Annotated in this window: 23 protein-coding genes; 10 read left to right on the forward strand and 13 right to left on the reverse strand. The window is 55.4% G+C overall.

Translation table 11 applies throughout. From position 1 onward, the window contains the following. The first annotated feature begins 51 nt into the window (after positions 1–51). The 6 genes from GHC22_RS18090 (at position 52) to fbpC (ending at position 7845) form a co-directional block, all read left to right on the forward strand. The gene (locus GHC22_RS18090; RefSeq protein WP_008783889.1) at positions 52–681 is read left to right on the forward strand and encodes a response regulator transcription factor; all 630 of its coding nucleotides are present in this window, start codon (positions 52–54) and stop codon (positions 679–681) included. After that, complete coding sequence (locus GHC22_RS18095) at positions 681–2222, forward strand: MASE1 domain-containing protein (RefSeq protein WP_153753673.1); 1542 nt, start codon at positions 681–683, stop codon at positions 2220–2222. Before GHC22_RS18090 ends, GHC22_RS18095 begins: the two co-directional genes overlap by 1 nt. Before the next feature lie 85 nt (positions 2223–2307). Then, the gene (uhpC, locus tag GHC22_RS18100; protein ID WP_003830933.1) at positions 2308–3612 is read left to right on the forward strand and encodes an MFS transporter family glucose-6-phosphate receptor UhpC; all 1305 of its coding nucleotides are present in this window, start codon (positions 2308–2310) and stop codon (positions 3610–3612) included. Next, positions 3609–4640: an ABC transporter substrate-binding protein gene (locus GHC22_RS18105; RefSeq protein ID WP_003830932.1), complete on the forward strand. Its 1032-nt coding sequence runs from the start codon at positions 3609–3611 to the stop codon at positions 4638–4640. The genes uhpC and GHC22_RS18105 overlap by 4 nt, the downstream gene beginning before the upstream one ends. 68 nt (positions 4641–4708) lie before the next feature. Further along, positions 4709–6787, forward strand: coding sequence for an iron ABC transporter permease (locus tag GHC22_RS18110; RefSeq protein WP_008783887.1), 2079 nt, complete (start codon positions 4709–4711; stop codon positions 6785–6787). Between the two features lie 11 nt (positions 6788–6798). Continuing rightward, the gene (gene fbpC, locus GHC22_RS18115) at positions 6799–7845 is read left to right on the forward strand and encodes a ferric ABC transporter ATP-binding protein (protein ID WP_000192349.1); all 1047 of its coding nucleotides are present in this window, start codon (positions 6799–6801) and stop codon (positions 7843–7845) included. A 109-nt stretch (positions 7846–7954) separates the two neighbouring features. Here the strand turns inward: fbpC and mmuM are convergent, their stop codons facing one another. The 9 genes from mmuM to GHC22_RS18160 all read right to left on the reverse strand — a co-directional run bounded on the left by mmuM (position 7955) and on the right by GHC22_RS18160 (position 18114). Then, a complete protein-coding gene (mmuM, locus tag GHC22_RS18120) occupies positions 7955–8887 on the reverse strand; it encodes a homocysteine S-methyltransferase (protein ID WP_048226349.1) in 933 nt (310 codons plus the stop codon). Then, entirely contained in the window at positions 8874–10277 is a 1404-nt protein-coding gene (mmuP, locus tag GHC22_RS18125) for an S-methylmethionine permease (RefSeq protein ID WP_001373486.1), read from the reverse strand. The genes mmuM and mmuP overlap by 14 nt, the downstream gene beginning before the upstream one ends. A gap of 274 nt (positions 10278–10551) precedes the next feature. After that, on the reverse strand, positions 10552–11763 hold the full coding sequence (mhpT, locus tag GHC22_RS18130) for a 3-(3-hydroxy-phenyl)propionate transporter MhpT (protein WP_153753674.1): 1212 nt from the start codon (positions 11761–11763) through the stop codon (positions 10552–10554). Positions 11764–11832: 69 nt separating this feature from the next. Continuing rightward, entirely contained in the window at positions 11833–12846 is a 1014-nt protein-coding gene (gene mhpE / locus GHC22_RS18135; protein WP_032942491.1) for a 4-hydroxy-2-oxovalerate aldolase, read from the reverse strand. Beyond that, positions 12843–13793 carry an acetaldehyde dehydrogenase gene (mhpF, locus tag GHC22_RS18140; protein WP_008783879.1) on the reverse strand — a complete coding sequence of 317 codons (951 nt, stop codon included), beginning with the start codon at positions 13791–13793 and terminating at the stop codon, positions 12843–12845. The genes mhpE and mhpF overlap by 4 nt, the downstream gene beginning before the upstream one ends. Then, positions 13790–14599, reverse strand: coding sequence for a 2-keto-4-pentenoate hydratase (mhpD, locus tag GHC22_RS18145; RefSeq protein WP_008783878.1), 810 nt, complete (start codon positions 14597–14599; stop codon positions 13790–13792). The genes mhpF and mhpD overlap by 4 nt, the downstream gene beginning before the upstream one ends. Positions 14600–14608: 9 nt before the next feature. After that, positions 14609–15475, reverse strand: coding sequence for a 2-hydroxy-6-oxonona-2,4-dienedioate hydrolase (gene mhpC, locus GHC22_RS18150; RefSeq protein ID WP_016149676.1), 867 nt, complete (start codon positions 15473–15475; stop codon positions 14609–14611). Positions 15476–15503: 28 nt separating this feature from the next. Beyond that, positions 15504–16448 carry a 2,3-dihydroxyphenylpropionate/2,3-dihydroxicinnamic acid 1,2-dioxygenase gene (mhpB, locus tag GHC22_RS18155; protein WP_048236000.1) on the reverse strand — a complete coding sequence of 315 codons (945 nt, stop codon included), beginning with the start codon at positions 16446–16448 and terminating at the stop codon, positions 15504–15506. Between the two features lies 1 nt (position 16449). Continuing rightward, complete coding sequence (locus tag GHC22_RS18160; protein WP_153753675.1) at positions 16450–18114, reverse strand: bifunctional 3-(3-hydroxy-phenyl)propionate/3-hydroxycinnamic acid hydroxylase; 1665 nt, start codon at positions 18112–18114, stop codon at positions 16450–16452. 191 nt (positions 18115–18305) lie between these two features. Here GHC22_RS18160 and GHC22_RS18165 point away from each other — a divergent pair, with 191 nt between their 5' ends. Continuing rightward, complete coding sequence (locus GHC22_RS18165) at positions 18306–19118, forward strand: DNA-binding transcriptional regulator (protein WP_048226474.1); 813 nt, start codon at positions 18306–18308, stop codon at positions 19116–19118. Between the two features lie 135 nt (positions 19119–19253). Beyond that, on the forward strand, positions 19254–19556 hold the full coding sequence (locus GHC22_RS18170; RefSeq protein WP_008783873.1) for a putative quinol monooxygenase: 303 nt from the start codon (positions 19254–19256) through the stop codon (positions 19554–19556). Between the two features lie 235 nt (positions 19557–19791). Here the strand turns inward: GHC22_RS18170 and GHC22_RS18175 are convergent, their stop codons facing one another. The 3 genes from GHC22_RS18175 to GHC22_RS18185 all read right to left on the reverse strand — a co-directional run bounded on the left by GHC22_RS18175 (position 19792) and on the right by GHC22_RS18185 (position 21398). Continuing rightward, positions 19792–20349 carry a hypothetical protein gene (locus GHC22_RS18175; RefSeq protein WP_228553199.1) on the reverse strand — a complete coding sequence of 186 codons (558 nt, stop codon included), beginning with the start codon at positions 20347–20349 and terminating at the stop codon, positions 19792–19794. Between the two features lie 240 nt (positions 20350–20589). Next, on the reverse strand, positions 20590–21066 hold the full coding sequence (locus tag GHC22_RS18180; protein WP_153753676.1) for a cold-shock protein: 477 nt from the start codon (positions 21064–21066) through the stop codon (positions 20590–20592). Positions 21067–21152: 86 nt separating this feature from the next. Continuing rightward, on the reverse strand, positions 21153–21398 hold the full coding sequence (locus GHC22_RS18185) for a YmjA family protein (protein WP_003021350.1): 246 nt from the start codon (positions 21396–21398) through the stop codon (positions 21153–21155). A gap of 381 nt (positions 21399–21779) precedes the next feature. Between GHC22_RS18185 and GHC22_RS18190 the strand changes: the two genes are divergently transcribed. After that, positions 21780–22556, forward strand: a complete 777-nt coding sequence (locus GHC22_RS18190) for an MBL fold metallo-hydrolase (RefSeq protein WP_032942484.1) — start codon at positions 21780–21782, stop codon at positions 22554–22556. Positions 22557–22574: 18 nt separating this feature from the next. Continuing rightward, the gene (locus GHC22_RS18195) at positions 22575–23525 is read left to right on the forward strand and encodes a GlxA family transcriptional regulator (RefSeq protein ID WP_137377064.1); all 951 of its coding nucleotides are present in this window, start codon (positions 22575–22577) and stop codon (positions 23523–23525) included. Here GHC22_RS18195 and GHC22_RS18200 read toward each other — a convergent pair. Then, entirely contained in the window at positions 23522–24130 is a 609-nt protein-coding gene (locus GHC22_RS18200) for a class I SAM-dependent methyltransferase (protein WP_370458821.1), read from the reverse strand. The two genes, GHC22_RS18195 and GHC22_RS18200, sit on opposite strands and share 4 nt — an antisense overlap. Between the last annotated feature and the right edge of the window lie 5 nt (positions 24131–24135).

A 24135-nucleotide genomic window follows, 5' to 3' on the forward strand; every position in this document is an offset into this window, starting at 1 on the left:
CGCGGCGCTGGCAGGCATCATAGAGGCCATTGTCAGCAAGAGAGCAATATCATGATTCATGTTGTGCTGGTGGATGACCATGTGGTGGTGCGTTCCGGCTTTGCGCAATTACTCAGTCTCGAAGACGATCTTAACGTTACCGGTCAGTACAGCAGCGCGGCGGAGGCCTGGCCTGCACTTCTGCATGATGACGTCAGCGTCGCGGTAATGGATATCGCCATGCCGGATGAAAATGGCCTGAGCCTGTTAAAACGACTGCGGGCGCAGAAGCCCGGTTTTCGCGCCATTATTCTCAGCATTTATGACTCGCCCACGTTTGTGCAAAGCGCGCTGGACGCAGGCGCCAGCGGCTACCTGACCAAACGCTGCGGCCCGGAAGAGCTGGTGCAGGCAGTACGCTCAGTAGGCATGGGCGGCCATTACCTGTGCGCCGATGCGCTGCGGGCGCTACGCGGCGGCGAGCAGCCCGCGCAGGTTCTGGAAGTTCTGACCCCGCGCGAGCGTGAAGTGTTTGATCTGTTGGTTAAAGGTGACAGCGTAAAAGAGATCGCCTTCAAGCTCGACCTCAGCCACAAGACGGTGCACGTTCATCGGGCGAACGTGCTGGGAAAACTGCAATGCCACAGCACCATCGATCTGGTGCATTTTGCCCTCGACCACCAGCTATTGACGGGGCATTAATGTCGCGTAACCTTCGGCATTGGGTTATTTCTCTGTTTATTCTGCTGGCCTGGGGATCGGGCTGGCTGATGCTGTGGACGCTGGGGTTTTATCTGACCCACAACGGCCAGCAGGCGGCGCTATTTCTGCCACACGGCGTCTATCTCGCGCTGTTAATTCTGCTTTCTCGCCGTTACTGGCCCGCGCTGATACTGCCGCCGGTGTTGATGTTGTTCTGGCTGCACAGCGAGCAATTACTGAATGGCTATATCCTGCTGGCTGCGCCGTTAATTAGCCTGATTCCAGCGAGCATCGGCCAGTCATACTGGCACCGCTTTCCCCTTTACTGGCAACGCTTAACGCTGCTGCTGGCCGCCGTAACGCTCACCTCATTGCTCAATACTGCCCTGCTTTCACCGTTTATCCAGAGCCCGGCAACGCTGATTGGCCTGGCGTCGTTTACCGGCGGCGTGTTGCTGACGCCGTTTGTCTATCTGATCTATGAATTTCTGCGCCAGCAGCACCGCTATCATCTGCTCGGGCTGGATACCACCAATCCCCCGCTGCGCACCTCGCTTATCATCTGGTGTAGCCTGTTTTTTATTATTGGCATCGGTACTCAGATGGTGCTGTCGCCGGAGATCGAGCGCCTGTTGCTGATCGTGGTGTTTTTACCAAACGTGGTGATGGCGTGGAAATTTGGCTGGCAGGGTGGCGTGTTGTCCGGATTGCTCGGCAGTATGATGATCACCATCGCCCGGCAAATCGGCGTCGGGTTCAGTAATTTACTGGAGCTGGAGATTTTCCTCGCCACCCAGGCTCTGCTGGGTATAGGGCTGGGGATCGCCATCAGCCGCCAGCAGCATCTGGCGCAAAACCTGCACCATTATCGCCAGCGTCTGGAAACCGAACTGGCGGCGCGTCGCGCGCTGACCGAACAGCTGATCCGCACCGAAGAAAACACGCGCAAAAGCCTGGCGCGGGAACTGCACGACGAAATTGGTCAGAACATCACCGCCATTCAAATTCAGTCGCAACTGGTCAAACGCGCACCGGGTCGTGAGCAAACGCTTGAGGCTGCGAATCAAATCAACGACCTGGCCCGGCGTATTCACCACTCCACCCGTCAGCTGCTGCGCCAGCTGCGCCCCCCCGCGCTCGATGAACTGTCTTTTAAAGATGCACTACATCATCTGGTGAATGAATTTGCTTTTGCTGAACGGGGTATTCGCTGTCGCTTTGATTATCAGCTAGAAAATACGCCAGAAAACGAAACGGTGCGCTTCACGCTGTATCGCCTGTTGCAGGAGTTACTCAATAACGTCTGCAAACATGCCGATGCCAGCGATGTGTCGATTACGCTGCGCCAGCGGGAACATTGCTTGTTTCTGGACGTCGCTGACAACGGCGTTGGTATTCTGCCAGAAAAAATTCCCGGTTTCGGTATCCAGGGGATGCGTGAGCGGGTGAGCGCCCTTGGCGGTGAACTGACGCTCGAATCAAGCAACGGCACGCGAGTAATTGTTAACCTGCCCACAAATTTGCAACAAACCAGCCGCTAACCAGGAAAAAGTCTTAGTCACTGCGGACTTTCTCTCATCCCCTTTTGCTTTCACTTTCCTATAGTCAGCACAAACGGAGACTGCCATGCATACACGCTCAGCCAGCGAAACAGACCAACAATACCGGGCGCTACGCCCCCGGCTGCTGATGTGTATGGTAATTGGTTACGCCGCGTTTTATCTGACGCGCAAAAGCGTTAACTACGTCCTCCCGGCGCTGCAAACGGATCTGGGTCTGGATAAAGGCGATATCGGCCTGCTTGGGTCACTGTTTTATCTGACCTATGGTCTGTCGAAATTCACCGCCGGGCTGTGGCACGACAGCCACGGACAGCGCGCGTTTATGGGTATTGGTCTGTTTGCCACCGGCGTTTTAAACGTGCTGTTCGCCTTTGGTGAATCGCTGACGCTGCTGCTGGTGGTCTGGACGCTGAACGGATTTTTTCAGGGCTGGGGCTGGCCGCCCTGTGCCCGACTGCTGACCCACTGGTACTCGCGCAACGAACGTGGCTTCTGGTGGGGCTGCTGGAATATGTCGATCAACATCGGTGGCGCCATTATCCCGCTGATTAGCGCTTTTGCCGCCCACTGGTGGGGCTGGCAGGCGGCCATGCTGGCACCGGGGATAATCAGTATGGCACTGGGAATCTGGCTCACCCTGCAATTGAAAGGCACGCCCCAGGAAGAAGGATTACCCACGGTTGGGGAATGGCGGCATGACCCGCTGGAGCTGCGTCAGGAACAGCAAAGCCCGCCGATGGGGCTGTGGCAAATGTTGCGCACCACCATGCTGAAAAACCCGATGATCTGGCTGCTCGGCGTGTCGTATGTATTGGTCTACTTGATCCGCATTGCGCTCAACGACTGGGGCAACATCTGGCTGACGGAAAGCCACGGCGTGAATCTGCTCAGCGCCAATGCCACGGTGATGCTGTTTGAAGTTGGCGGCTTGCTGGGGGCGCTGTTTGCCGGATGGGGATCGGATCTGCTGTTCAGCGGTCAGCGTGCGCCGATGATTTTGCTGTTCACGCTGGGGCTGATGGTTTCCGTCGCCGCACTGTGGCTGGCACCAGTGCACCACTACGCGCTACTGGCAGTGTGTTTCTTTACCGTGGGCTTTTTTGTGTTTGGCCCACAAATGCTAATTGGCCTCGCAGCCGTTGAATGCGGACACAAAGCGGCGGCAGGTTCAATTACCGGTTTTCTCGGGCTGTTCGCCTATCTGGGGGCCGCGCTGGCGGGTTGGCCGCTGTCGTTGGTCATAGAACATTACGGCTGGTCGGGAATGTTCAGTTTGCTCTCGGTTGCCGCTGTCTTTATGGGTTTATTGCTGATGCCGTTGCTCATTGCGGGCATTACCCCTTCTCTCAGTCAAAGGATAAAACAATGAAACTGACGCTTACCTCTACCCTGATCGCTTCCGCTCTGACGCTGGCAGCCTTCAGCAACGCAGCCCAGGCGCAGGGCCGTCTGGTGGTGTATTGCAGCGCCACCAACGAGATGTGCGAAACCGAAACCAAAGCCTTCGGTGAAAAATATGATGTGAAAACCTCATTCATTCGCAACGGCTCTGGCAGTACGCTGGCGAAAGTGGATGCAGAGAAGAAAAACCCGCAGGCGGATGTGTGGTACGGCGGTACGCTGGATCCGCAATCCCAGGCCGGTGAAATGGGTCTGCTGCAGCCGTATAAATCACCAAACCTCGAACAGATCATGGAGAAATTCCGCGATCCCGCGAAGGTCAAAGGTAATCTCTCTTCGGCGGTTTACGTCGGTATTCTGGGCTTTGGCGTTAATACCCAGCGCCTGAAAGAGAAAAACCTGCCGGTGCCAAAATGCTGGAAGGATCTGACCAAACCGGAATACAAGGGCGAAATCCAGATTGCTGACCCGCAAAGCTCCGGTACCGCCTACACCGCGCTGGCGACCTTTGCTCAACTGTGGGGTGAAGATCAGGCCTTTGATTACCTGAAACAGCTCAACGCCAACGTCTCTCAATACACCAAATCCGGCATTGCCCCGGCGCGTAACGCCGCCCGCGGCGAAACGGCTATCGGCATTGGCTTCCTGCACGACTATTCGCTGGAAAAAGAACAGGGCGCACCGCTGGAGCTGATTTCTCCATGCGAAGGCACCGGTTATGAAATCGGCGGCGTCAGCATCCTGAAAGGCGCTCGCAACGTCGACAACGCCAAACTGTTCGTTGACTGGGTGCTGTCGAAAGACGCGCAGGAGCTGGCGTGGAAGAAAGGCAAATCCTATCAGATCCTGACCAACACCACTGCCGAGACCTCTCCTAACTCGCTGAAGCTCGACGACCTGAAGCTTATCAATTACGACATGGATAAGTACGGCTCGACTGACGTACGTAAGGCGTTGATCAATAAGTGGGTTAGCGAAGTTAAGATGGGTAAATAAGCCCACATTGCGTTCATTTGCCGGGTACGGCGTAAACGCCTTACCCGGCCTACATTACCGGAAACGCTATGTCACACACACTTGCACTCCATCCCGTGAAAAAACGGGATGCGATATTTCTTTGGGTTTTGCTCGGCTGGCTGGCGTTTGCCCTGCTGCCTAGCTGGAGCCTGGACTACGGTCTGCTGGAGTCAACGCGGGAAGAAATACTCGCCGCCTACGGCTGGTCGCAGTTCAATATCAGTTGGCTGTGGTATCTGCTGCCAAGCCTGCTGCTGGTGCGCCCATTCCATGAAGCCAGGCGCGAACAGCGCAGCCGCCATTATCTTGACGCGGGTTGGGCATTTTTCTGTATGGCCTTTATTGTCGCCAGCGCCACCCTTGAGGGGCGCGGCTTAGGCTATGCCACCATCGTGCTGTTTGTCGCGCTTGGCGCAATCATGACCCTGGCGCTCACCCGCCTCGAATGGCTGGGCGGTGACCGTTTCGTCATCGGCTCGCTTACCGCGATTGTCGCGCTGATCGGTATTTTTATCGTCTGGCCGAGTATCGCCATTTTCATTCCGATGTTCACCAACGACGCCGGGGAATTTGCCCCGTTGGCGTTTATGAATGTGCTGTCGCAGGCACATATTATTCAGGTGATCCTCAACTCGATTATGCTGTCGATTGCCGTCGGCGTCGGCTGTACCTTCTTTGGTCTGGTACTGGCTATCTATACCACCCGTATCGCCAGACGCAGCGCCATAATCGGACGTATCTTCTCGATTTTGCCGATCGTCACTCCGCCGTTTGTCGTCGGTTTAGGCGTCACGCTGATGATGGGACGCTCCGGTTACATCACCGAGTTTATGGTCGAATGGTTTGGTTTAACCAACACCAACTGGCTGTATGGCTTTACCGGCATCTGGCTGGCGCAGGTTCTGGCCTTTACGCCGATGGCGTTTATGATCCTCGACGGAGCAATCAAAACCATTCATCCGTCGCTGGAAGAAGCGTCATATACCCTGCGTGCCAGCCGCTGGCAGACCTTTAACGGCGTGTTTGTCCCTCTGCTGAAACCCGCACTGGCGAACGCCTTTTTGATTGTGGTCGTGCAGTCGCTGGCCGACTTTAGTAACCCGCTGGTGCTCGGCGGTAACTTCGACGTGCTGGCAACGCAAATCTACTTCTACATCACCGGTTCGCAGCTTGACTACCAGGCCGCCAGTACGCTGGGTGCCTTCCTGCTGCTGTTTTCGCTGCTGGTGTTCTGCGTGCAGTATATGTGGATTGGTAAACGCTCATACGTCACCGTTTCCGGCAAATCCTACCGGGGCGACGTACAGCCGTTGCCGGTAACGCTGGTATGGAGTGTGGTCGCGCTGCTGGCAGTGTGGATTGCCTTTAACGCCCTGCTCTACGGCAGCATTTTCTACGGCAGTTTCACCGTCAACTGGGGCGTGGACTACACCCTGACGCTGGCGAACTTTACCAAACTGTTCGGTCAGGGGATGAGCGACGGCGCGTGGCCTTCACTGCTCGACACCCTGCTCTACGCCGGGATTGCCGCGCCAATTACCGCGATCTTCGGCCTGCTGATCGCATGGATCGTGGTGCGCCAGCAGTTTAAAGGCAAGAAGACCATCGAGTTCACCACCATGCTGTGCTTTGCCGTTCCGGGCACCGTCGCGGGCGTATCGTACATTCTGGCATTTAACAGCGCCCCGGTGTATCTCACCGGCACCGCCGCCATCGTGATTATCTCGATGGTGATGCGTAACGTCCCGGTCGGTATCCGCGCAGGCATCGCGGGCTTGGGCCAAATCGATAAATCGCTCGATGAAGCCTCACTCAGCCTGCGCGCCGGTTCCCTGCGTACCATTACGCACATCCTGCTGCCGCTGCTGCGCCCGGCGATCCTCTCGGCGCTGATTTACAGCTTTGTGCGCGCCATTACCACCGTCAGCGCCATTGTGTTCCTCGTCACGCCGGATACCCGCGTAGCGACGGCTTACATCCTCAACCGCGTGGAAGATGGCGAATACGGTGTGGCGATTGCCTACGGTTCCATTCTGATCGTGGTGATGCTGGCGATTATTTTCATCTTTGACTGGCTGATCGGTGAATCACGTACCTCCCGTTCAAAAGCCAAAAACCAGGCGTAATGGAGCGCACTATGACTCAGAAAAATTTCGTTGAACTGCGCAACGTCACTAAACGATTTGGCAGTAATACGGTAATCGACAATATCAACCTCACCATCCCGCAGGGGCAAATGGTGACGCTGCTCGGCCCGTCCGGCTGCGGCAAAACCACTATTTTGCGCCTGGTTGCCGGGCTGGAAAAACCGAGCGAAGGGCAAATTTTCATTGATGGCGAAGACGTCACCCATCGCTCTATTCAGCAGCGCGATATCTGCATGGTGTTTCAGTCCTATGCCCTGTTCCCGCATATGTCGCTGGGAGAGAATGTCGGTTATGGCCTGAAAATGCTCGGTGTACCGCGCGCAGAGCTGAAAGCCCGCGTCAAAGAGGCGCTGGCGATGGTGGATCTGGAAGGATTCGAAGACCGCTTTGTCGATCAGATCTCCGGCGGTCAGCAGCAGCGCGTGGCGCTGGCCCGCGCGCTAATCCTCAAGCCGAAAGTGCTGCTGTTTGATGAGCCGTTGAGTAACCTCGACGCCAACCTGCGTCGCAGCATGCGCGACAAGATCCGCGAGCTGCAAAAGCAGTTTGATATCACCTCGCTGTACGTCACCCACGATCAGAGCGAAGCCTTTGCGGTTTCTGATACCGTGCTGGTGATGAACAAGGGACACATCATGCAGATCGGCTCACCGCAGGATCTTTACCGCCAGCCCGCCTCCCGCTTTATGGCGAGCTTTATGGGCGATGCCAACCTGTTCCCGGCAACCTTCAGCGACGGATATGTTGATATCTACGGCTATCATCTGCCGCGCCCGCTGCACTTTGGTACACAGGGCGAAGGGATGGTCGGTGTGCGCCCGGAAGCGATCACGCTCAGCGATCGCGGCGAAGAGAGCCAGCGCTGCGTGATCCGCCATGTCGCCTATATGGGGCCGCAGTATGAAGTGACGGTGGAATGGCACGGGCAGGAGATTTTATTGCAGGTCAACGCTACGCGTCTGCAACCGGACGTCGGCGAACAGTATTATCTCGAAATCCATCCGTACGGCATGTTTGTTCTGGCGGATGCGGCATAACGTTTTGTGGCTTTGTAGGCCGGATAAGGCGCTTGTGCCGCCATCCGGCAATGCCTGATGCGCTGCGCTTATCAGGCCTACAATGAACGATGTAGACCCGATAAAACCCTCAGCTTCGCGCTTTTAACGCGGCGATATCCGCAGGCGTGGTGCGACAGCACCCGCCAATTAACCGTGCGCCAGCGGCCTGCCACTGCGGCAGATAATCCGCCAGCTGCGCGCAATGTTCACCGTGATGATGCCAGGTTTTGCTCACGGCATCGTAATGCTCGCCCGAGTTCGGATACACCACCAGCGGCAGCGCCGTTAAACCGTGTAAATGCTGCAACGCAGCGGTGGTGTTTTCCAGCGCAATGCAGTTAATGCCTAGCGCCACCACCTGCGGATAACCCGCCAGCAACGCAACCACGTCACGCAGCGGCGTACCGTCGCTCAGGTGCTCACTGTCGCGCAGGGTAAATGAGAACCATGCCCGCGCACGCGGATATGCGGTCAACAGCTCAGCCAACGCCTCAATCTCGGCGAAATTCGGCAGGGTTTCGCAGGCCAGCAGATCGGCCCCGGCATCCAGCAAGGCTTCCACGCGCGGGCGATGAAACGCCTGAAATGCCTCAACGCTACAATGATAATCGCCACGGTATTCAGAGCCATCCGCCAGATACGCGCCGTAAGGCCCGACGGATCCCGCCACCAGAAGCGTTCCCGCCTGCGGGTTCTCTGCCAGATACGCTTCACGGGCTTTACGAGCCAGCTCCACGCTTTTGCCAATCAGCGCTTTCGACTGCGCTTCATCCAGACCTCGCGCGGCGAAGCCCGCCGGCGTCGCCTGATAGCTGGCAGTGATCGCGCATTGCGCCCCCGCCCGGTAGTAATCAAGATGCACTTCGCGGATAAGCTCCGGGTTTTCTACCAGCACTTTGGCTGACCACAGGCTGTCGGCTAAGTTACACCCTCGCGCTTCCAGCTCCGTCGCCATCGCGCCATCCAGCAGCAGGATATCCTGTTTATCAAGGAGAGCGCGTAACGGATTATTCTGCGACATGTTCTGGCTCCTGTTTTGCGTTTCGGGGTTGAGTAAGGAAATAAGCACCATAGCACAACGCAACAAACGGTAACCCGCACCACAACGCAATTCTCTGCGCTGGATCGAATGCCAGCCCTACACAGGCCACCAGGCACAGCACAAAACCTAATACTGGCACCAGCGGATACCACGGCGCGCGATAATGTAATTCACTCAATGCCTTACCTTGTTGCAGATGACGGCGACGAAAAACAAAATGCGAGGCGCAGATACTCAGCCACACCGCTACCACCGCAAACCCGGAGATTGCCGACAGCGCAACAAATACCGTGTCCGGGGCCACCACGCTGGAAAACAGCGCCAGCACACCACCGAGCATACTGACCGACAGCGCCGTCAGTGGCACGCCGTTTTTCGTTACTCGCGCAAAACAGGCCGGTAGCGTACGTTCATTCGACAACGACCACAGCATGCGCCCGGAGGCATATAACCCGGAGTTCGCTGCAGAAAGAATAGCCGTCAGGATCACGAAGTTAAAAATATCAGCGGCGTACGGGATCCCTACTTTCTCAAACACCAGCACAAACGGGCTTTTCTCCACGCCCGCCTGCTGCATCGGGATCAGCGCTGCCAGCACAAACACGGTGCCGATAAAGAAAATAATCAGTCGCGCGATGGTAGTACGAATCGCTACCGGGATAACCTTGCGCGGGTTTTCCGTTTCACCGGCGGCAATGCCGATAAGCTCGGTACCCGAAAAAGCAAAGTTCACTGCCACCATAGTCATCAAAATCGGTAAGCCACCGTGCGGGAACCAGCCTTCTGCCGTGATATTACTCAGCCCCGGCGCGGGCGAGCCATCCTGCATCGGAATAAAGCCGAAAATCGCCGCCCCACCGAGGATGATAAAGGCGATGATAGTGACCACTTTGACCAGCGAGAACCAGAACTCCCCTTCGGCAAAAAAGCGCGTGGAGATAACATTCAGACCAAAAATAATCGCGCAGAACACCACGCACCAGACCCATACCGGCACCTGTGGAAACCAGTACTGCATACAGAATCCAGCGGCGGTAAAGCTCGAACCCAGCGCCACGGTCCAGGTCAGCCAGTAGAGCCAGGCCACGGTATACCCGGTAGCCGGACCAAGATAGCGCGCGGCATAAACGTGAAACGCTCCGGTCTCCGGCATCGCGACCGACAGCTCGCCCAGACACTGCATAACCAGCCAGACCACCAGCGCGCCAATCAGATAGGCCAGCAGCGTTCCCGCCGCTCCAGTGGTGGAAATGATGTACCCGGTATTGAAGAATAATCCTGTGCCAATCACGCCGCCCAAGGAAAGCATAATCAGGTGACGCGTTTTCATTGTGCGCTTCAGTGGCGCATTTTGTTGTGTTGTTTGCATGTAACCTTCTAAACGTATGGACATCTAAACATCCAAAGAAGGTTTGTTATACCGCGTTTGTTAACAAAATGCAAAGTCAACCCTGCACCAGACGCAGATGACCGCGCCGGGCGCTTAATAGCGGGTGGGGATTAATAATCAGATACAAAAAGGGCCGCCAGCTCATAACGCCTCCGTTGCCATGTTTTATCTAAACTTTGGCAACACAGTTGACTGACGGCGTTCACCCGGAAGTAGGAACCAAATCTCCCCACTCACACAACCGGATGAATGCTTAAGCACCGCTGGCCGGGATCGGCATCTGCGATTTGCGGCTCATCAGAATAAATACCGCCAGGCCTGCCAGCAAAATGCCCGGCGCAGAAGCCGCCATCACCCCTACCGTTCCGGTACCGAGCGCTAACATTTTCCCTGCCAGCAGCGGGCCGCTCATCGCCCCCAGACGCCCGACTGCGACGGCGGTGCCCACACCTGTGGCGCGGATCTGCGTGCTGTAAAACAGCGGCGCCAGCGCATACAACACGCTTTGCCCGCCGGTGGCGAACATCCCGGCCACAAATCCCGCCACTAGCATGCCGCTCAATGACGACACCGTACCCAGCGCCAACAGCGAAGCCAACATCCCAGTGTAGATCAGCAGCGACATCACCACCGGGCGCAGTTTATCCATTAACGCCCCGAGAATTAACGTGCCGCTGGCCGCGCCAATTTGCAGAGCAAACATTACGCCTGCCGCCTGCGATGGTCGAAAGCCCTGCTCCACCAGCAGCATCGGCAGCCAGTTGATCAGCATATACACCACCAGCAGGGTGAAGAAATAGCACAACCACAGCAGCAGCGTGGCACTCGCCGTCGCTGGCGCAAACAGGGCACGCAGCGGTGCGGCGGCCACTTGCGTTTGTTGGGTATAAACCTGAGATTCCGGCAGCCAGCGCATCAACAGCGGCACCAGCAGCAGCGGGATCACCCCGCCTACCCAGAACACCGTTTGCCAGGCGGAGGCCAGGCCGCTAAACCCGAGCGCTGCCGCCAGCGCCGCGCCAATTGGCACACCGCAGTACATCAGGCTCACCGCCGTACCGCGAAAACGCGGGCCCGCCGCCTCGGAGGTCAGCGCGATCAGATTCGGCAACGCCGCGCCCAGCCCGACACCGGTCATCAGACGGGCAAACACCAGTGATGAGAAATCCCAGGAAATCGCCGTCGCCAGCGAGAACAGGCCGAACAGCGCCACAGAGGCAATGAGAATGCGCTTGCGCCCATAGCGGTCAGCCAGCATGCCGCCCACCAGCGCGCCGGGCAGCAGTCCGAGAATGCCCGCACTGAAGATCCAACCCATCTGCATTTTATCCAGCGCAAACGCGTGGGCGATACCGACGGCAGCGATACCGGCGGCCTGTAAATCCAGCCCTTCCATCAGGGCAACTAAAAAGCAAAGCCCAACGGTCAACGTCAGGCGGTAAGATGCGGGGGTACGGGTCGTCATAAGATGTCCCTCTGAGGTCACGATGCAGGTGAATCGCGGCTGATACGTTGCCAGCCGCGTTATCATTTTTTATTTGCGGTTGCGCAGGTCCAGCGCTACGTCGACGATCATATCTTCCTGGCCGCCCACCATCCGACGTTTGCCCAGTTCCACCAGAATATCTACTGCGCTCAGGTCATAACGTGCTGCCGCCACTTCGCAATGACGCAGGAAGCTGGAGTACACCCCGGCATAGCCCAGCGCCAGCGTTTCACGATCCACCCGCACCGGGCGGTCTTGTAGTGGACGCACTAAATCGTCGGCGGCGTCCATCAGTGCATAGAGATCGGTGCCGTGCTGCCAACCAAGCTTATCCGCAGCGGCGATAAATACCTCCAATGGCGCGTTGCCCGCGCCTGCGCCCATCCCGGCCAGGCTGGCGTCGATACGGTCACACCCCTCTTCTACCGCGGCAATGGAGTTCGCCACCCCAAGACTCAGGTTGTGATGCGCATGCATTCCGGTTTCTGTTTCCGGCTTCAGCACCGCTTTCAGTGCGCGGAAGCGGGCGCGAATATCGCTCATGTTCATTGCGCCGCCGGAATCGACCACATAAATACAGGTCGCGCCGTAGTTTTCCATCAGCTTCGCCTGCTGTGCCAGGTTCTCCGGTGTGGTCATATGGCTCATCATCAGAAAGCCGACGGTATCCATGCCAAGCTCACGCGCATACTGAATATGCTGGGCCGACACATCCGCTTCAGTGCAGTGGGTCGCCACGCGCACTACCCGTGCGCCGGCCTGATATGCATTTTTCAGGTCATGAATAGTGCCGATACCCGGCAGCAACAGCGTGGCAATTTTGGCATGCTTCACCACGTCCGCCGCCGCTTCAATCCACTCCAGGTCGCTGTGCGCACCAAAGCCGTAGTTAAAGCTGGAACCTTGTAAACCGTCGCCGTGGGCCACTTCAATAGAATCAACCCGTGCGTCGTCCAGCGCTTTGGCTATCTGGCGCACATTCTCCAGCGAATATTGATGACGAATAGCGTGCATACCGTCGCGCAGGGTCACGTCAGAGATATAGAGTTTTTTACCGTTCATGCTGCTTCTCCTGCCTGACGAGCGAGGGACTGCGCCATCTTCTCAGCGGTCGCCAGCGCGCTGGAGGTCATAATGTCGAGGTTGCCCGCGTAGGCTGGTAAATAGTGCGCCGCGCCTTCCACTTCCAGATACACCGCGGTTTTCAGCCCAGAGAACTGGCCGATACCCGGCAGATTCACCGGTTTATCCTCCGGGATGACTTCAAACTGGACACGCTGTTTCAGGCGATAGCCCGGCACGTAGGCCTGCACCGCCGCCGCCATCTCATTAATCGACGCTTCAACTTCAACCTCAGAGGCCGCTTCGCTCAGCACATACACCGTGTCACGCATCATCAGCGGCGGCTCGGCCGGGTTAAGGACAATAATGGCTTTGCCTTTTGCCGCGCCGCCGACCACTTCAATCGCCTTCGAGGTAGTTTCGGTAAACTCGTCGATATTGGCACGGGTACCCGGCCCCGCCGATTTACTGGCGATCGAGGCGATAATCTCGGCGTAATGGACTTTTGCCACGCGAGAAACTGCCGCCACCATTGGGATGGTCGCCTGTCCGCCGCAGGTCACCATATTGACGTTCTGCTGATCAACGTTGGCTGCCAGATTCACCACCGGCACGCAGTAAGGACCGATTGCCGCGGGCGTCAGGTCGATCAGGCGGATGCCTGGTTTAACGGCACGTAGCGCGGCGTCGTTCTTCACATGCGCGCCTGCGCTGGTGGCGTCAAACACAATGTCGATATCAGCGAATTCCGGCATGTCGATAAGCCCTTTCACCCCTTCATGGGTGGTGGCAACGCCCATGCGTCGGGCACGCGCCAGGCCATCAGATTCTGGATCGATACCGACCATCACCGCCATTTCCAGATGCACGCCGTGACGCAAAATTTTTATCATCAAATCGGTACCGATGTTGCCGGAGCCGATAATGGCGACTTTACGCTTACTCATGACTGACTTCCTTTTGTAACCGCCGCTGAAAAGGTGGCGGCGACTGAACCAATACCGTCGATATAGGCTTCGAAACGATCGCCCGCATTCACCGCCACCATCGGGCCTAACGCTCCGGTGAGAATAATGTCTCCCGCACGCAGCGGCTCGCCGAGGCTGGCCATTTTGCGCGCTAGCCAGACGGCGGCGTTGATCGGATGTCCCAGGCATTCGCTGCCGCGCCCGCTGGAGACCTCTTCGTTGTTGCGCGTCATTTTCATCGCGCAGTTTTTCAGATCTAATCCTGCCGGACGCTGTGCCGGACCGCCGACCACATACACGCCACAGGAGGCGTTATCCGCCACGGTATCAACAAATTTGATCGACCAGTCGCGGATACGGCTGCCGACCACTTCCAGCGCGGGAAGTACCCACTCTATGGCGTTGTAAAGCTCGTCAAAAGTGGTGTCGGTATTGGGCAGATCGCGGTTCAGCACCAGCGCAATTTCGGCTTCAATACGCGGTTGCAGCACACGGGAAAACGGGATGGTTTCGTTATCGCCATAACACATATCAGCAAACAGCGTACCGAAGTCCGGTTGATCGACACCCAGCTGTTGCTGCACTTTCGGGTGCGTCAGCCCCACTTTGCGCCCGACCACGCGACGCCCGCGCGCCACGTCGTACTGCACGTTGATGCGCTGAATGGCGTAGGCCGCTTCGGCGTTATCCACACCAATCAATTCACGCAGTGGGGCAATGGCTTCCCCTTTTTCTTCAGCCTGACGTAAATCGGCGGCTAGCTGCTCAAGATTACGATTCGTCATGTCCGTTCCTTAAGGGCGTGCGAGGAAGTTCAGCACCAGTTGGTTAAAGGCATCCGCATGTTCCCACTGCGCCCAGTGCCCGCAGTCGCGGTAGATATGCAGCTCAGAACCGGCAATTCCGGAGAGCAGGCGCAGACCGGCATCCATCGGTACAAAGCGGTCATTGCGTCCCCAGACAATCAGAGTCTGGGCTTTGATTTCACCCAGACGCGGGCTGAAATCCGGGAACTGTTTCGGGTTGGCCTCCAGGCTCTGGACAAAGTTTTCCAGGTGATCGCGACGCGACAGCATGTTATTCAGGCGCGCCTCAAACAACGCCTCGGTCAGGTCGCTGGTGTCGAAGACAAAGATCTCCATCATCAGCTTCAGATTCTCGATGGTCGGCTCGCGATACAGCTGATTCAGGCGCTTGATACCTTCGGTCGGCATCGGGGTAAACAGGCTCATGCCGCCCGTTCCGCCACCCATTAGCACCAGTTTGCCCACGCGCTCCGGCCAGCTCAGGGTAAACGCCACAGCACTGTGACCGCCCATCGAGTTACCCAGCAGGTGGACTGTTTGAATATCCAACTGATCGACCACGCTTTTCAGGATGCGGGCGTTGAGATCGGATCGCGAACCGCGGTTAACGATCCCATCGCTTTTGCCCCAGCCAGGACAATCCAACAGGATCACCCGGTATCCGGCCTGTACCAGCGGATCGATATTGCGGCTGAAGTTTGCCCAGCCCGTCGCGCCAGGACCGGATCCGTGCAGCAGCACGACGGTCTCTTCGCCCTGCCCACAGTCATTGAAATGCACGCGTAGGGTTTCGCCTGCTTCCTGCACCTCCAGAAAACGACTGGTAGCGGCTTCGGTTTGCGGTTGGTAAGTCATGATGTTCTCCTGCATATTCAGTTCTGTTTTAGTTCTGCGTAGTGGCGCTCAGGGAGCCGAATCCGGCGATCCACTCCGGGATCGGGCGGTAATAACGGCCTTCGCTGCGCCAGTTGCCAAAGGCAGAAATGGCGGCAAAGGCGGCAACCCAGGTTTTAACTTCGTGCGTTGATTTGCCCGCCATCGCGGACAGCTCTTCGTTACTGACCGCATCCAACTCCTGCAAACGCCCCTGCTCAAGCAGGGTCATAAAACGGTTATCCCAGACAGGGTTAAGCGGGTGTAGCGTGTTTTGATCGACCACAAACTTCTCGGCGGCGCTGATCACCCGCTGCTGGCGTAGCTCGCGCTCGTTTTCAGGTAACTGTTTGCCGCTGCCGAGCAGGCGGTCACGCATATGGGCATCGGCCTTCGCCAGCTCCGGTACCGGCGGCTGGTGCGATAGCCCGCCGGAGCCTAAAAACAGCACGCGCTTATTCAGCGAGCTGGCGAAACGGCCAATCGCTTCACCGAGCATGCGGGTACGCTGAAAGCCCGGCAGCGGCGTGGCGACGCCGTTAATAAACACTGGCAGCACCGGCACCTTATCCAGGCCGCCGAGCAAAAACTCCAGCGGCTGCGCGAAGCCATGATCGACCTGCATGTTGTAGGACACGGCGAGATCGATACCGCTTTTCATTACCGCGTGGGCGCAGGCTTCAGCCAGATCTGTCGGCACCGGTAATTCCCCCGCCGCGCTACCAAAATCGCCGATCGCCGTAGCTCCAACGCCTAAACAGAACGGCGGCATCACGTCGTAGAAAAATCCGTTGTAGTGATCGGGGGCAAACAGCACGACCAGTTCAGGTTCGAACGCCGCAATACGTGCCCGAGCGCTGGCGATCACGCCGTTAACCTCGTCGAGCACAGCCTGTGCCGGGTCGACATAGCCCACCAGCGGCGAGTGGGAAAGACAGTGAAGATAAGCGTGCATATCAGGCAACCTTTTCAACAGGAATGTCGGCAGTAGCGTGAGTGAGCGTCATCACCGACGCCAGTTTATTCAGGGTGCTGCCCAGGGTTTGCGGAATGGCGATGGCGGCCACGAAGCGGTCCGGGCGCATGACTACCAGCGCGGCGTTGTGCTGGGCAAACCACGCGCGCAGGCGGTTTTGCGTATCGCCTATGCGGGTAACGCCGTCGTGGTTATCCTGATCGGTATGTATCTGCGTATCCGGCACGACCTGGATAAAACGCGTCCCCAGCGCCTGCCACTGTTGGATCTGCGCCTCGCTCATGCCCCATAGTGGGTTACAGCCCCAGCCAATCACCGCGAAATTCGGTCCGATGACGTTGTCGAGCAACGTCACTTCGCCCGATTCCAGCGTCACCTTCGGCTGGATAAACATCTTGCCGACCTGTGAAGTTTTCGCGTCGCCTTCACGCACCAGCGCCCCGGCGTGGTACTGCGGCATCGGCTTAAACCGCATTTCAAGGAAGTAACGTTTGACCGGCGGAATATAGTTCAACAGCCAGGAAACCCCATCGCGTACCGCGCCGTGCCAGCGTTTGGGCGGCGCAAGTACGTTGCCAGCGGTCACGGAGAGGTCGATCATCGCTTTGGCGTGGTCGCGGCGTTCCTGCTGGTAGGTATCCAACAGCGCATCGTCGGCTTTACCGTTAATCACCAGCGCCAGTTTCCATGCCAGGTTGAAAGCATCGCGCATGCCGCTGTTGTATCCCTGACCCTGCCAGACCGGCATAATGTGCGCCGCATCGCCCGCCAGCAGCACGCGGTCAATACGAAAACGTTCGGCCAGACGAGCATTATGGGTATACACGCGCTGGCGGATCAGCTCGACGTTGTCCGGGTTCGGCAGCACTTTGCTCAGTAACTGGCGCATATTCTGCGGCTCGCTAAGCTGCGCTTCGGTTTCCCCCGGCATAACCATAAACTCAAAACGGCGCACCGCGTGCGGCAGCGCGGCAGAGACATACGGGCGCACCGGATCGCAGCACAAATACACATGCGGCGTGCTGAGCGGATCGTTGGCGATATCCACCACAATCCACTGATTCGGCGCGGTTTTACCTTCAAACGGCACGTTCAGAGAACGTCTGACGTTGCTGCCGCCGCCGTCGCAGGCCACCAGCCACTGAGCCTTCACCGTTTCACGTTGACCGTCTGGCGCTTTCAGATTTAGCGTCACTTCGCCGTTTTGTTGGCTGAAGGCCTCCAGCTCGCGGGAGAACAGGCAGCGCACGTTGGGAAAACGCGACAACCCTTCCAACATCACCGCGTCCACCTGCGGCTGAATAAAAGCATTGCGGCGCGACCAGCCAAATTCGTCGGTCATCGGCTGGATATCAGCAAAACAGCGGCCTTTCGGGGTGAGAAAGCGCATCGCGTGCCACGGCGTGGTGTGCGGCAAAACGTTCTCGACCAGCCCCACAGACTGCATAGTGCGCAGCGCTTCATCATCAATGCCGATGGCGCGAGGATAGTCGATCAGCGTGTCGAGCTTCTCCACTACCAACACCTCAATGCCCATCTGCCCAAGATAGTTGGCCATCATCAGCCCTACCGGACCAGCACCGGCAATCGCCACCTGCGCGGTATGCTGCAAAGCGGGTTGGATATCCGGGTTTTTTGTTGTCATTTCAGAACCTCACGACTCGGACAAAACGCAATTGCGGACCCTGGTGAGGCGCAATTTGTTTTGTTAAAAATATGTGAATAATTTTTTGTTGTGCGGTCAGTATAGAAGCGAGTTTTTGCGCTACAATCAAAACATGCTAGGATGTGCACTAAGTGCACAACGTTGTTTTACCTGTAGATTTGTCAATAAATATGAAAAATGACGAGAGCACTGAGTACAAAACCGTACGCGGATTAACGCGCGGATTAATGTTATTAAATATGTTAAACCGGCTCGATGGTGGGGCCAGTGTTGGCTTGCTTGCTGAGTTAAGCGGCCTGCATCGCACCACGGTCAGACGGCTGCTGGAAACCCTGCAGGATGAGGGTTACGTCCGGCGCAGCCTGTCCGATGACAGCTTTCGCTTAACCATTAAAGTCCGCCAGCTCAGCGAGGGGTTTCGTGACGAGCAGTGGATTTCTGCACTCGCCGCCCCGCTGCTGGGAGATTTGCTGCGCGAGGTCATCTGGCCGACCGACGTTTCCACGCTGGATGTGGACGCGATGGTGGTACGTGAAACCACCCACCGTTTCAGCCGTCTGTCGTTTCACCGGGCGATGGTAGGGCGTCGTTTGCCACTGCTGAAAACCGCATCCGGTCTGACCTGGCTGGCATTTTGCCCGGAGAATGAACGGCAGGAACTGATTGAAATGCTTGCCTCCCGATCGGGAGAAGAGTTCCAGCTTGCGCGCGAGCCGCTGAAGCTCAATGCCATTTTGACCCGCGCGCGAAAAGACGGTTTTGGCCAGAACTTTCGCGGTTGGGATCAGGAGGAAAAAATCGCTTCTATCGCCGTCCCCATCCGCAGCGAACAGCGGGTGATCGGCTGCCTGAATTTGGTGTATATGGCCAGCGCCATGACCATCGAACAGGCCGCGGAAAAGCATCTTCCGGCCTTACAAAAGGTGGCGAAACAGATAGAGGACGGCGTCGAATCGCAGGAGATTTTGGTTGCCGGGAGGTGAGATGGATCACAGTTATGCGGATCATCTGATTGATAGCTGGCATAACTCACTATCCGGCCGATAAAACTCTGTGACCTCTTGCCCAAAAAATATCTTCATTACATAGTGTGCATTCGTTTTCTGCCAGGAGGCTGCATGTTAAAGGTCATTGCTGAGGATTTCATCAAACCTGAGTATATTGAAACTGTTCTCCCGTTGTATCGTGAGCTAATAGCGGCAACGAAGAAAGAACCGCACTGCATTGCTTACGACCTCTATATTGATGAAAAAGATCCGGGGCATTTTATTTTTATCGAAGAATGGCCAAACCACGCGGCTCTCGATGAACATTGTGCCAGCGAGCATTTCCAGCGACTTGTACCATTAATCGATCAATACACGCGCCAGGAAGCACGTTACATACTGATGGATGACGTGGTAAATCCGGCAGTCTCGTGATAATGAAGAAAGTAGTTGGAATACTGTTAATTATGTTTTTGGCAGAATGCTCAACACCAGGAAAGACAGTCTTTTACTTCCCTGGTCGCTGAGGGCTTAAAGCCTCTTCAAAAGAGGCTTTAAGCTTTGCAACAATGCATCCCACGGATTACAAAACGGAATCATCACTGTTCCAGCTGTATTGTTATTTAGAGTTTATACTCCATTATTACTGTTACAGATATTAAGCGCATTTTTACGAGGCCATTTTCATCGCGGCACCAATAACTGCCATACACATACTGCTCGCAAGTAAAACAATAAACCAATATATATAATTATTAAACTTTGTAAATAACCAGATAAATCTAAGCAATGACAATGCAGCAATAGAAATAGAAGACACAAACATTGTAAATATATAAATACCAGAAATTATCCATCCTGCTTCTTCGTAAATACTCTTCATTGTAAAAATAAGGATAGATAAGTAAAATGCTGATAAAGCAAGCCCGCTCAGAAAATCATAATAATCGATGTATGTGATGTTTTTACCTTTCTGCGGAAGAGCTATAAACTTTTCAAGTTTCTCATTGTCTACTCGTGACAAAAACCGATTAATTAGCGGAGTAAACATCACTAAAATCATCACCAAATGAATGAATAGTAAAGAAAGTTTAATTCTGTCATCAACCGATTCATTCTGTGGCCAGATAGATATTATTTCATAATCCATTTTTGCAAGGAGAAAAAAGCAAATGGCCGATGGTATATATTCAGAAGATATAGCTTTCCATATTTTTTTAAAAATCACTTATATTACCCCATTAGTTATATCGGTGAATCACTATTAGTTAACCGTGCTACTAATCTGCAAATAGTTGGCGATCATATTTATTTAATACGGATAATATATACCTATTCAGAAACGGATTGCTACCTACTAATTTTATCACTACATACCTGAATCACGTAAATTACACATATCAAAAAAAAAACCGAAACCCGCTCCTGGAAAGCGCGGCGTTCCGGTTTTTATTCAGTTCGAAGGGTTTCAGACTTTAAGCAGTTTCACCGTCGCGTCGATGTCGATTTCATCTTCCGAGAAGATCAGCGTCGTGCCCTGGAAGGTGGTGATAGCCAGCTTTTTCAGCGTGCGCAATTCACCAGGCTTGACGTCTGATTTCGGTCGGATGCTGTTCATCAGCACGCCGACAGACAGCACAGCATTTTCTTTGTCGATACGGGTCTCTACAGGGACTTCTTCGCTGTAGACCAGGAATGACTTGATCGAGGTGAGCTTCAGACGCTCGCCTGCAATATAGATGTACTTGCTGTCTGGTATGACTTTTACCGCGTAGGCAGACAAGCCTTTGTTGTTGGTGGTGGGCTCAAAAGTCACCGCCGCGTCTTTCTTGATCAGCTCAGGATTAGCAACCTTAATCACATGAAAATAGCGGTTGTCGCCGTTTTCATCTTTGATAAATCCAAAGCCTTTATCTTTAAACCACGTTGTGATTGTTCCGTTCATTGCTGTTTCCGCCTGATTAAACCTATTACTTGTAGAGTATACCTACTCAATTTGCGCGCAGTGTAAAACACAGGCCATGTCTTTGGCTACTCGTTACCCCAACGATTGAGAAACTCCGCAATATCATCGATACGCTGAGCGTCGACACCTGCCACGGTAGCCATCTCCTGCTGCGCTTCTTCGCTGATCTCTTCGTTGTTCATCAAACGGGTGATCAGCTGCTGGAAGTAGTGCGCCAGCGCGTCACGTTCTGTGTCGCTCACCGGCTTTGCGGCCTCGGTCGCGTACTCGTCGGCGATATCATAATATTTTAGCGGAATGTCGTTGTTCATCAGTTGCTCCGGGGTAAATGCGTGTGCCAGCAGTTGCCTGCCGCGTCTGGTGTGAATGATAGCATTCTTATTTCATGGTTCGCGATCTGTTTTATTGGTCACTATGCATTACATATATCAATAATGTTTTCCGGCACCACTTCGCATTTAATAAACCTTCCGTATTTAAATAACAGCATTCTTATTCAGTTCGATATAATGGCTGATTATTAAATAACGAGCCACCAAGGAAATATTAAATTACTTTAATTCTAATTACATTATCGACATCTGTAATCCGCAGTTGGCCCAATCCCATCGCTAGTCGCCCATTTGCCCACATTCATCTTCTGGACAACACTCTACGATGACACCACTGACCCAACACGTGGAGCAAACACCATGAACATCACGCAAATCCGTAACGCTACGCAGCACATCACTTTTGGTGGCAAAACCTTTCTGATCGACCCTATGCTGGCGGCAAAAGGTACTTATCCGGGATTTGCCGGAACGGCACGCGCCGAGATCCGCAACCCGACCGTTGATCTGCCCGTCGATATAGACACCCTGCTCAACGTTGATGCGCTGATCGTGACCCATCTGCATGAAGACCACTGGGATGAATCCGCGGCTCGTGTCGTACCGAAAGACAAACCGATTTATGTGCAAAACGATCGCGATGCGCAGGTACTGCGGGAACAAGGTTTCACGCAACTGACCGTACTGACGCAAAACACTGCGCTTGGTGATATCACCCTGCGTAAAACCGGCGGCCAGCACGGTTCGGATCGCGCTTACGCCATCCCGCAAATGGCTGAGCGTCTGGGTGATGCCTGCGGAGTTATCTTCCAGCATCCGGCGGAAAAAACGCTGTATCTGGTCGGGGACACCATCTGGCGCGACGAGGTGGAAACCAACATGCGGACTTTCCAGCCAGGCGTGGTCATTCTGAACGCAGGCTTTGCTCACGTTATCGGGTTTGGCCCAATTATCATGGGCGCGGAAGATGTGCTAAAAACCCACTTCACGCTGCCCGAAGCACAAATTGTGGCGACCCACATGGAGGCGATTAACCACTGTCTGCTGACCCGCGCAGCCTTGAAAGAGTACGCCTGCGACAACCAGATTGCGCAATTCGTTAACGTGCCGGAAGATGGCGAAACCCTGACGTTTTAAACTCCACAGAGGACTCGTATGCAACCGCTTAACGTCGCCATTGTTGCCGTGGAAGATTTCAGCCCGTTTCACTTCTCGGTGCCGTGCATTATTTTCAGTGACAAAGTGGCGACGAAAAAGCGTTTTGAGGTGCAACTGTGTGCAGAACAGCCGGGCATCGTTTCCTCGCAGGATGGCTTCTCCATTAACGCAGCCTACGGCTATGAAGCGGTGGAGGCCGCCGACATTGTGGTGATCCCCTGGTGGGGTACCACGGCACATCGGCCACCACAAAGCCTGCTTGATGCGCTCAATCGTGCGCGACAAAACGGCGCGCAGATTGTTGGGTTATGCCTGGGTGCGTTTGTCCTCGGCTACGCCGGTCTGCTGGATGGCAAACGGGCGGCTACGCACTGGGAGTTCGAGCAGGATTTTCAGGCCCGCTTTCCGGCAGCTCATCTGGATATCAACGCGCTGTACGTGGATGACGACGGTATTATTACCTCGGCAGGCACCGCCGCTGCGCTGGATTGCTGCCTGTACGTCATCCGCCAGCGTTTTGGCAGCACGGTGGCGAATCAGATTGCCAGACGGATGATTGTGCCGCCACATCGCGAGGGCGGCCAGGCACAGTTTATCGAGCAACCGGTGGCGAAAAATACCAAAGATCAGCGCATCAACGTCCTGCTCGACTATTTGCGCCAGCATCTCCATGAACCGCATAATCTTGACGAGCTGGCGCAACGGGTGATGATGAGCCGTCGCACCCTCACCCGTCATTTTATGAAGGCCACAGGGTCAAGCGTGGCCGAATGGTTGATTGCCGAGCGCCTGCGCCGTAGCCAGACGTTGCTGGAGTCCAGCCAGTTACCCGTTGAACGCATCGCAGAACAGGTTGGTTTTCAGTCGCCCGTCACCTGGCGCCAGCATTTTAAATCCCACTTTGGCGTTAGCCCGGCTGAATGGCGTAAAACCTTTCGCGGTGATTAGCCTCTTTTTTGCGCCAGCCAGATGGTGTGCCCGGTGCAGTGCGGATCTTCCATCACCACCTCGACCACCGCAAAACCGTGTGCTGACAGCAGTGCGCGGTATTCATCCGGCGCGAGGCTGGCGTGAAACAGCGGCTCACCTTCAAATTGCCCCATCGCGATGCCGTTGTCCGTACCGCTGGTAAACATCAGCGCGCTACCGGGATGGCTGAGGCGGTCAAAAATCGGGAACATCTTTTGCTGGTCCTGCTGAGTTAAATGGAAAAAGCTGTCCCAGGCGATCAGTCCATCGAAAGTCTCATTGAGTGCCAACTCGCGCATATCCTGTTCCAGCCAGTGCTGTGCAGGATAAGTGTTTCGGGCCCGCGCCAGCATCGCCGAGGAACCATCAACGCCGGTAAGCTGAAAACCTTGCTGGATAAAATAACCGGCGATCGGCTGACCGTTGCCGCAGCCAATATCCACAATGCTGCCCTGCCCGCCCATCACGGAAATAAATTTATCGAGCCAGCTTTTCTCGAACAAGGTGCGCGAGCGCTGGCTGGCAAAAGCATCCGCATGGCGTCGGTAGATGGACAGAATATTTTTAGCCGCAGAATCGCTCACAATAT

The sequence above is a fragment of the Citrobacter sp. H12-3-2 genome, assembly GCF_009649895.1.
Lineage (GTDB): Bacteria > Pseudomonadota > Gammaproteobacteria > Enterobacterales > Enterobacteriaceae > Citrobacter > Citrobacter portucalensis.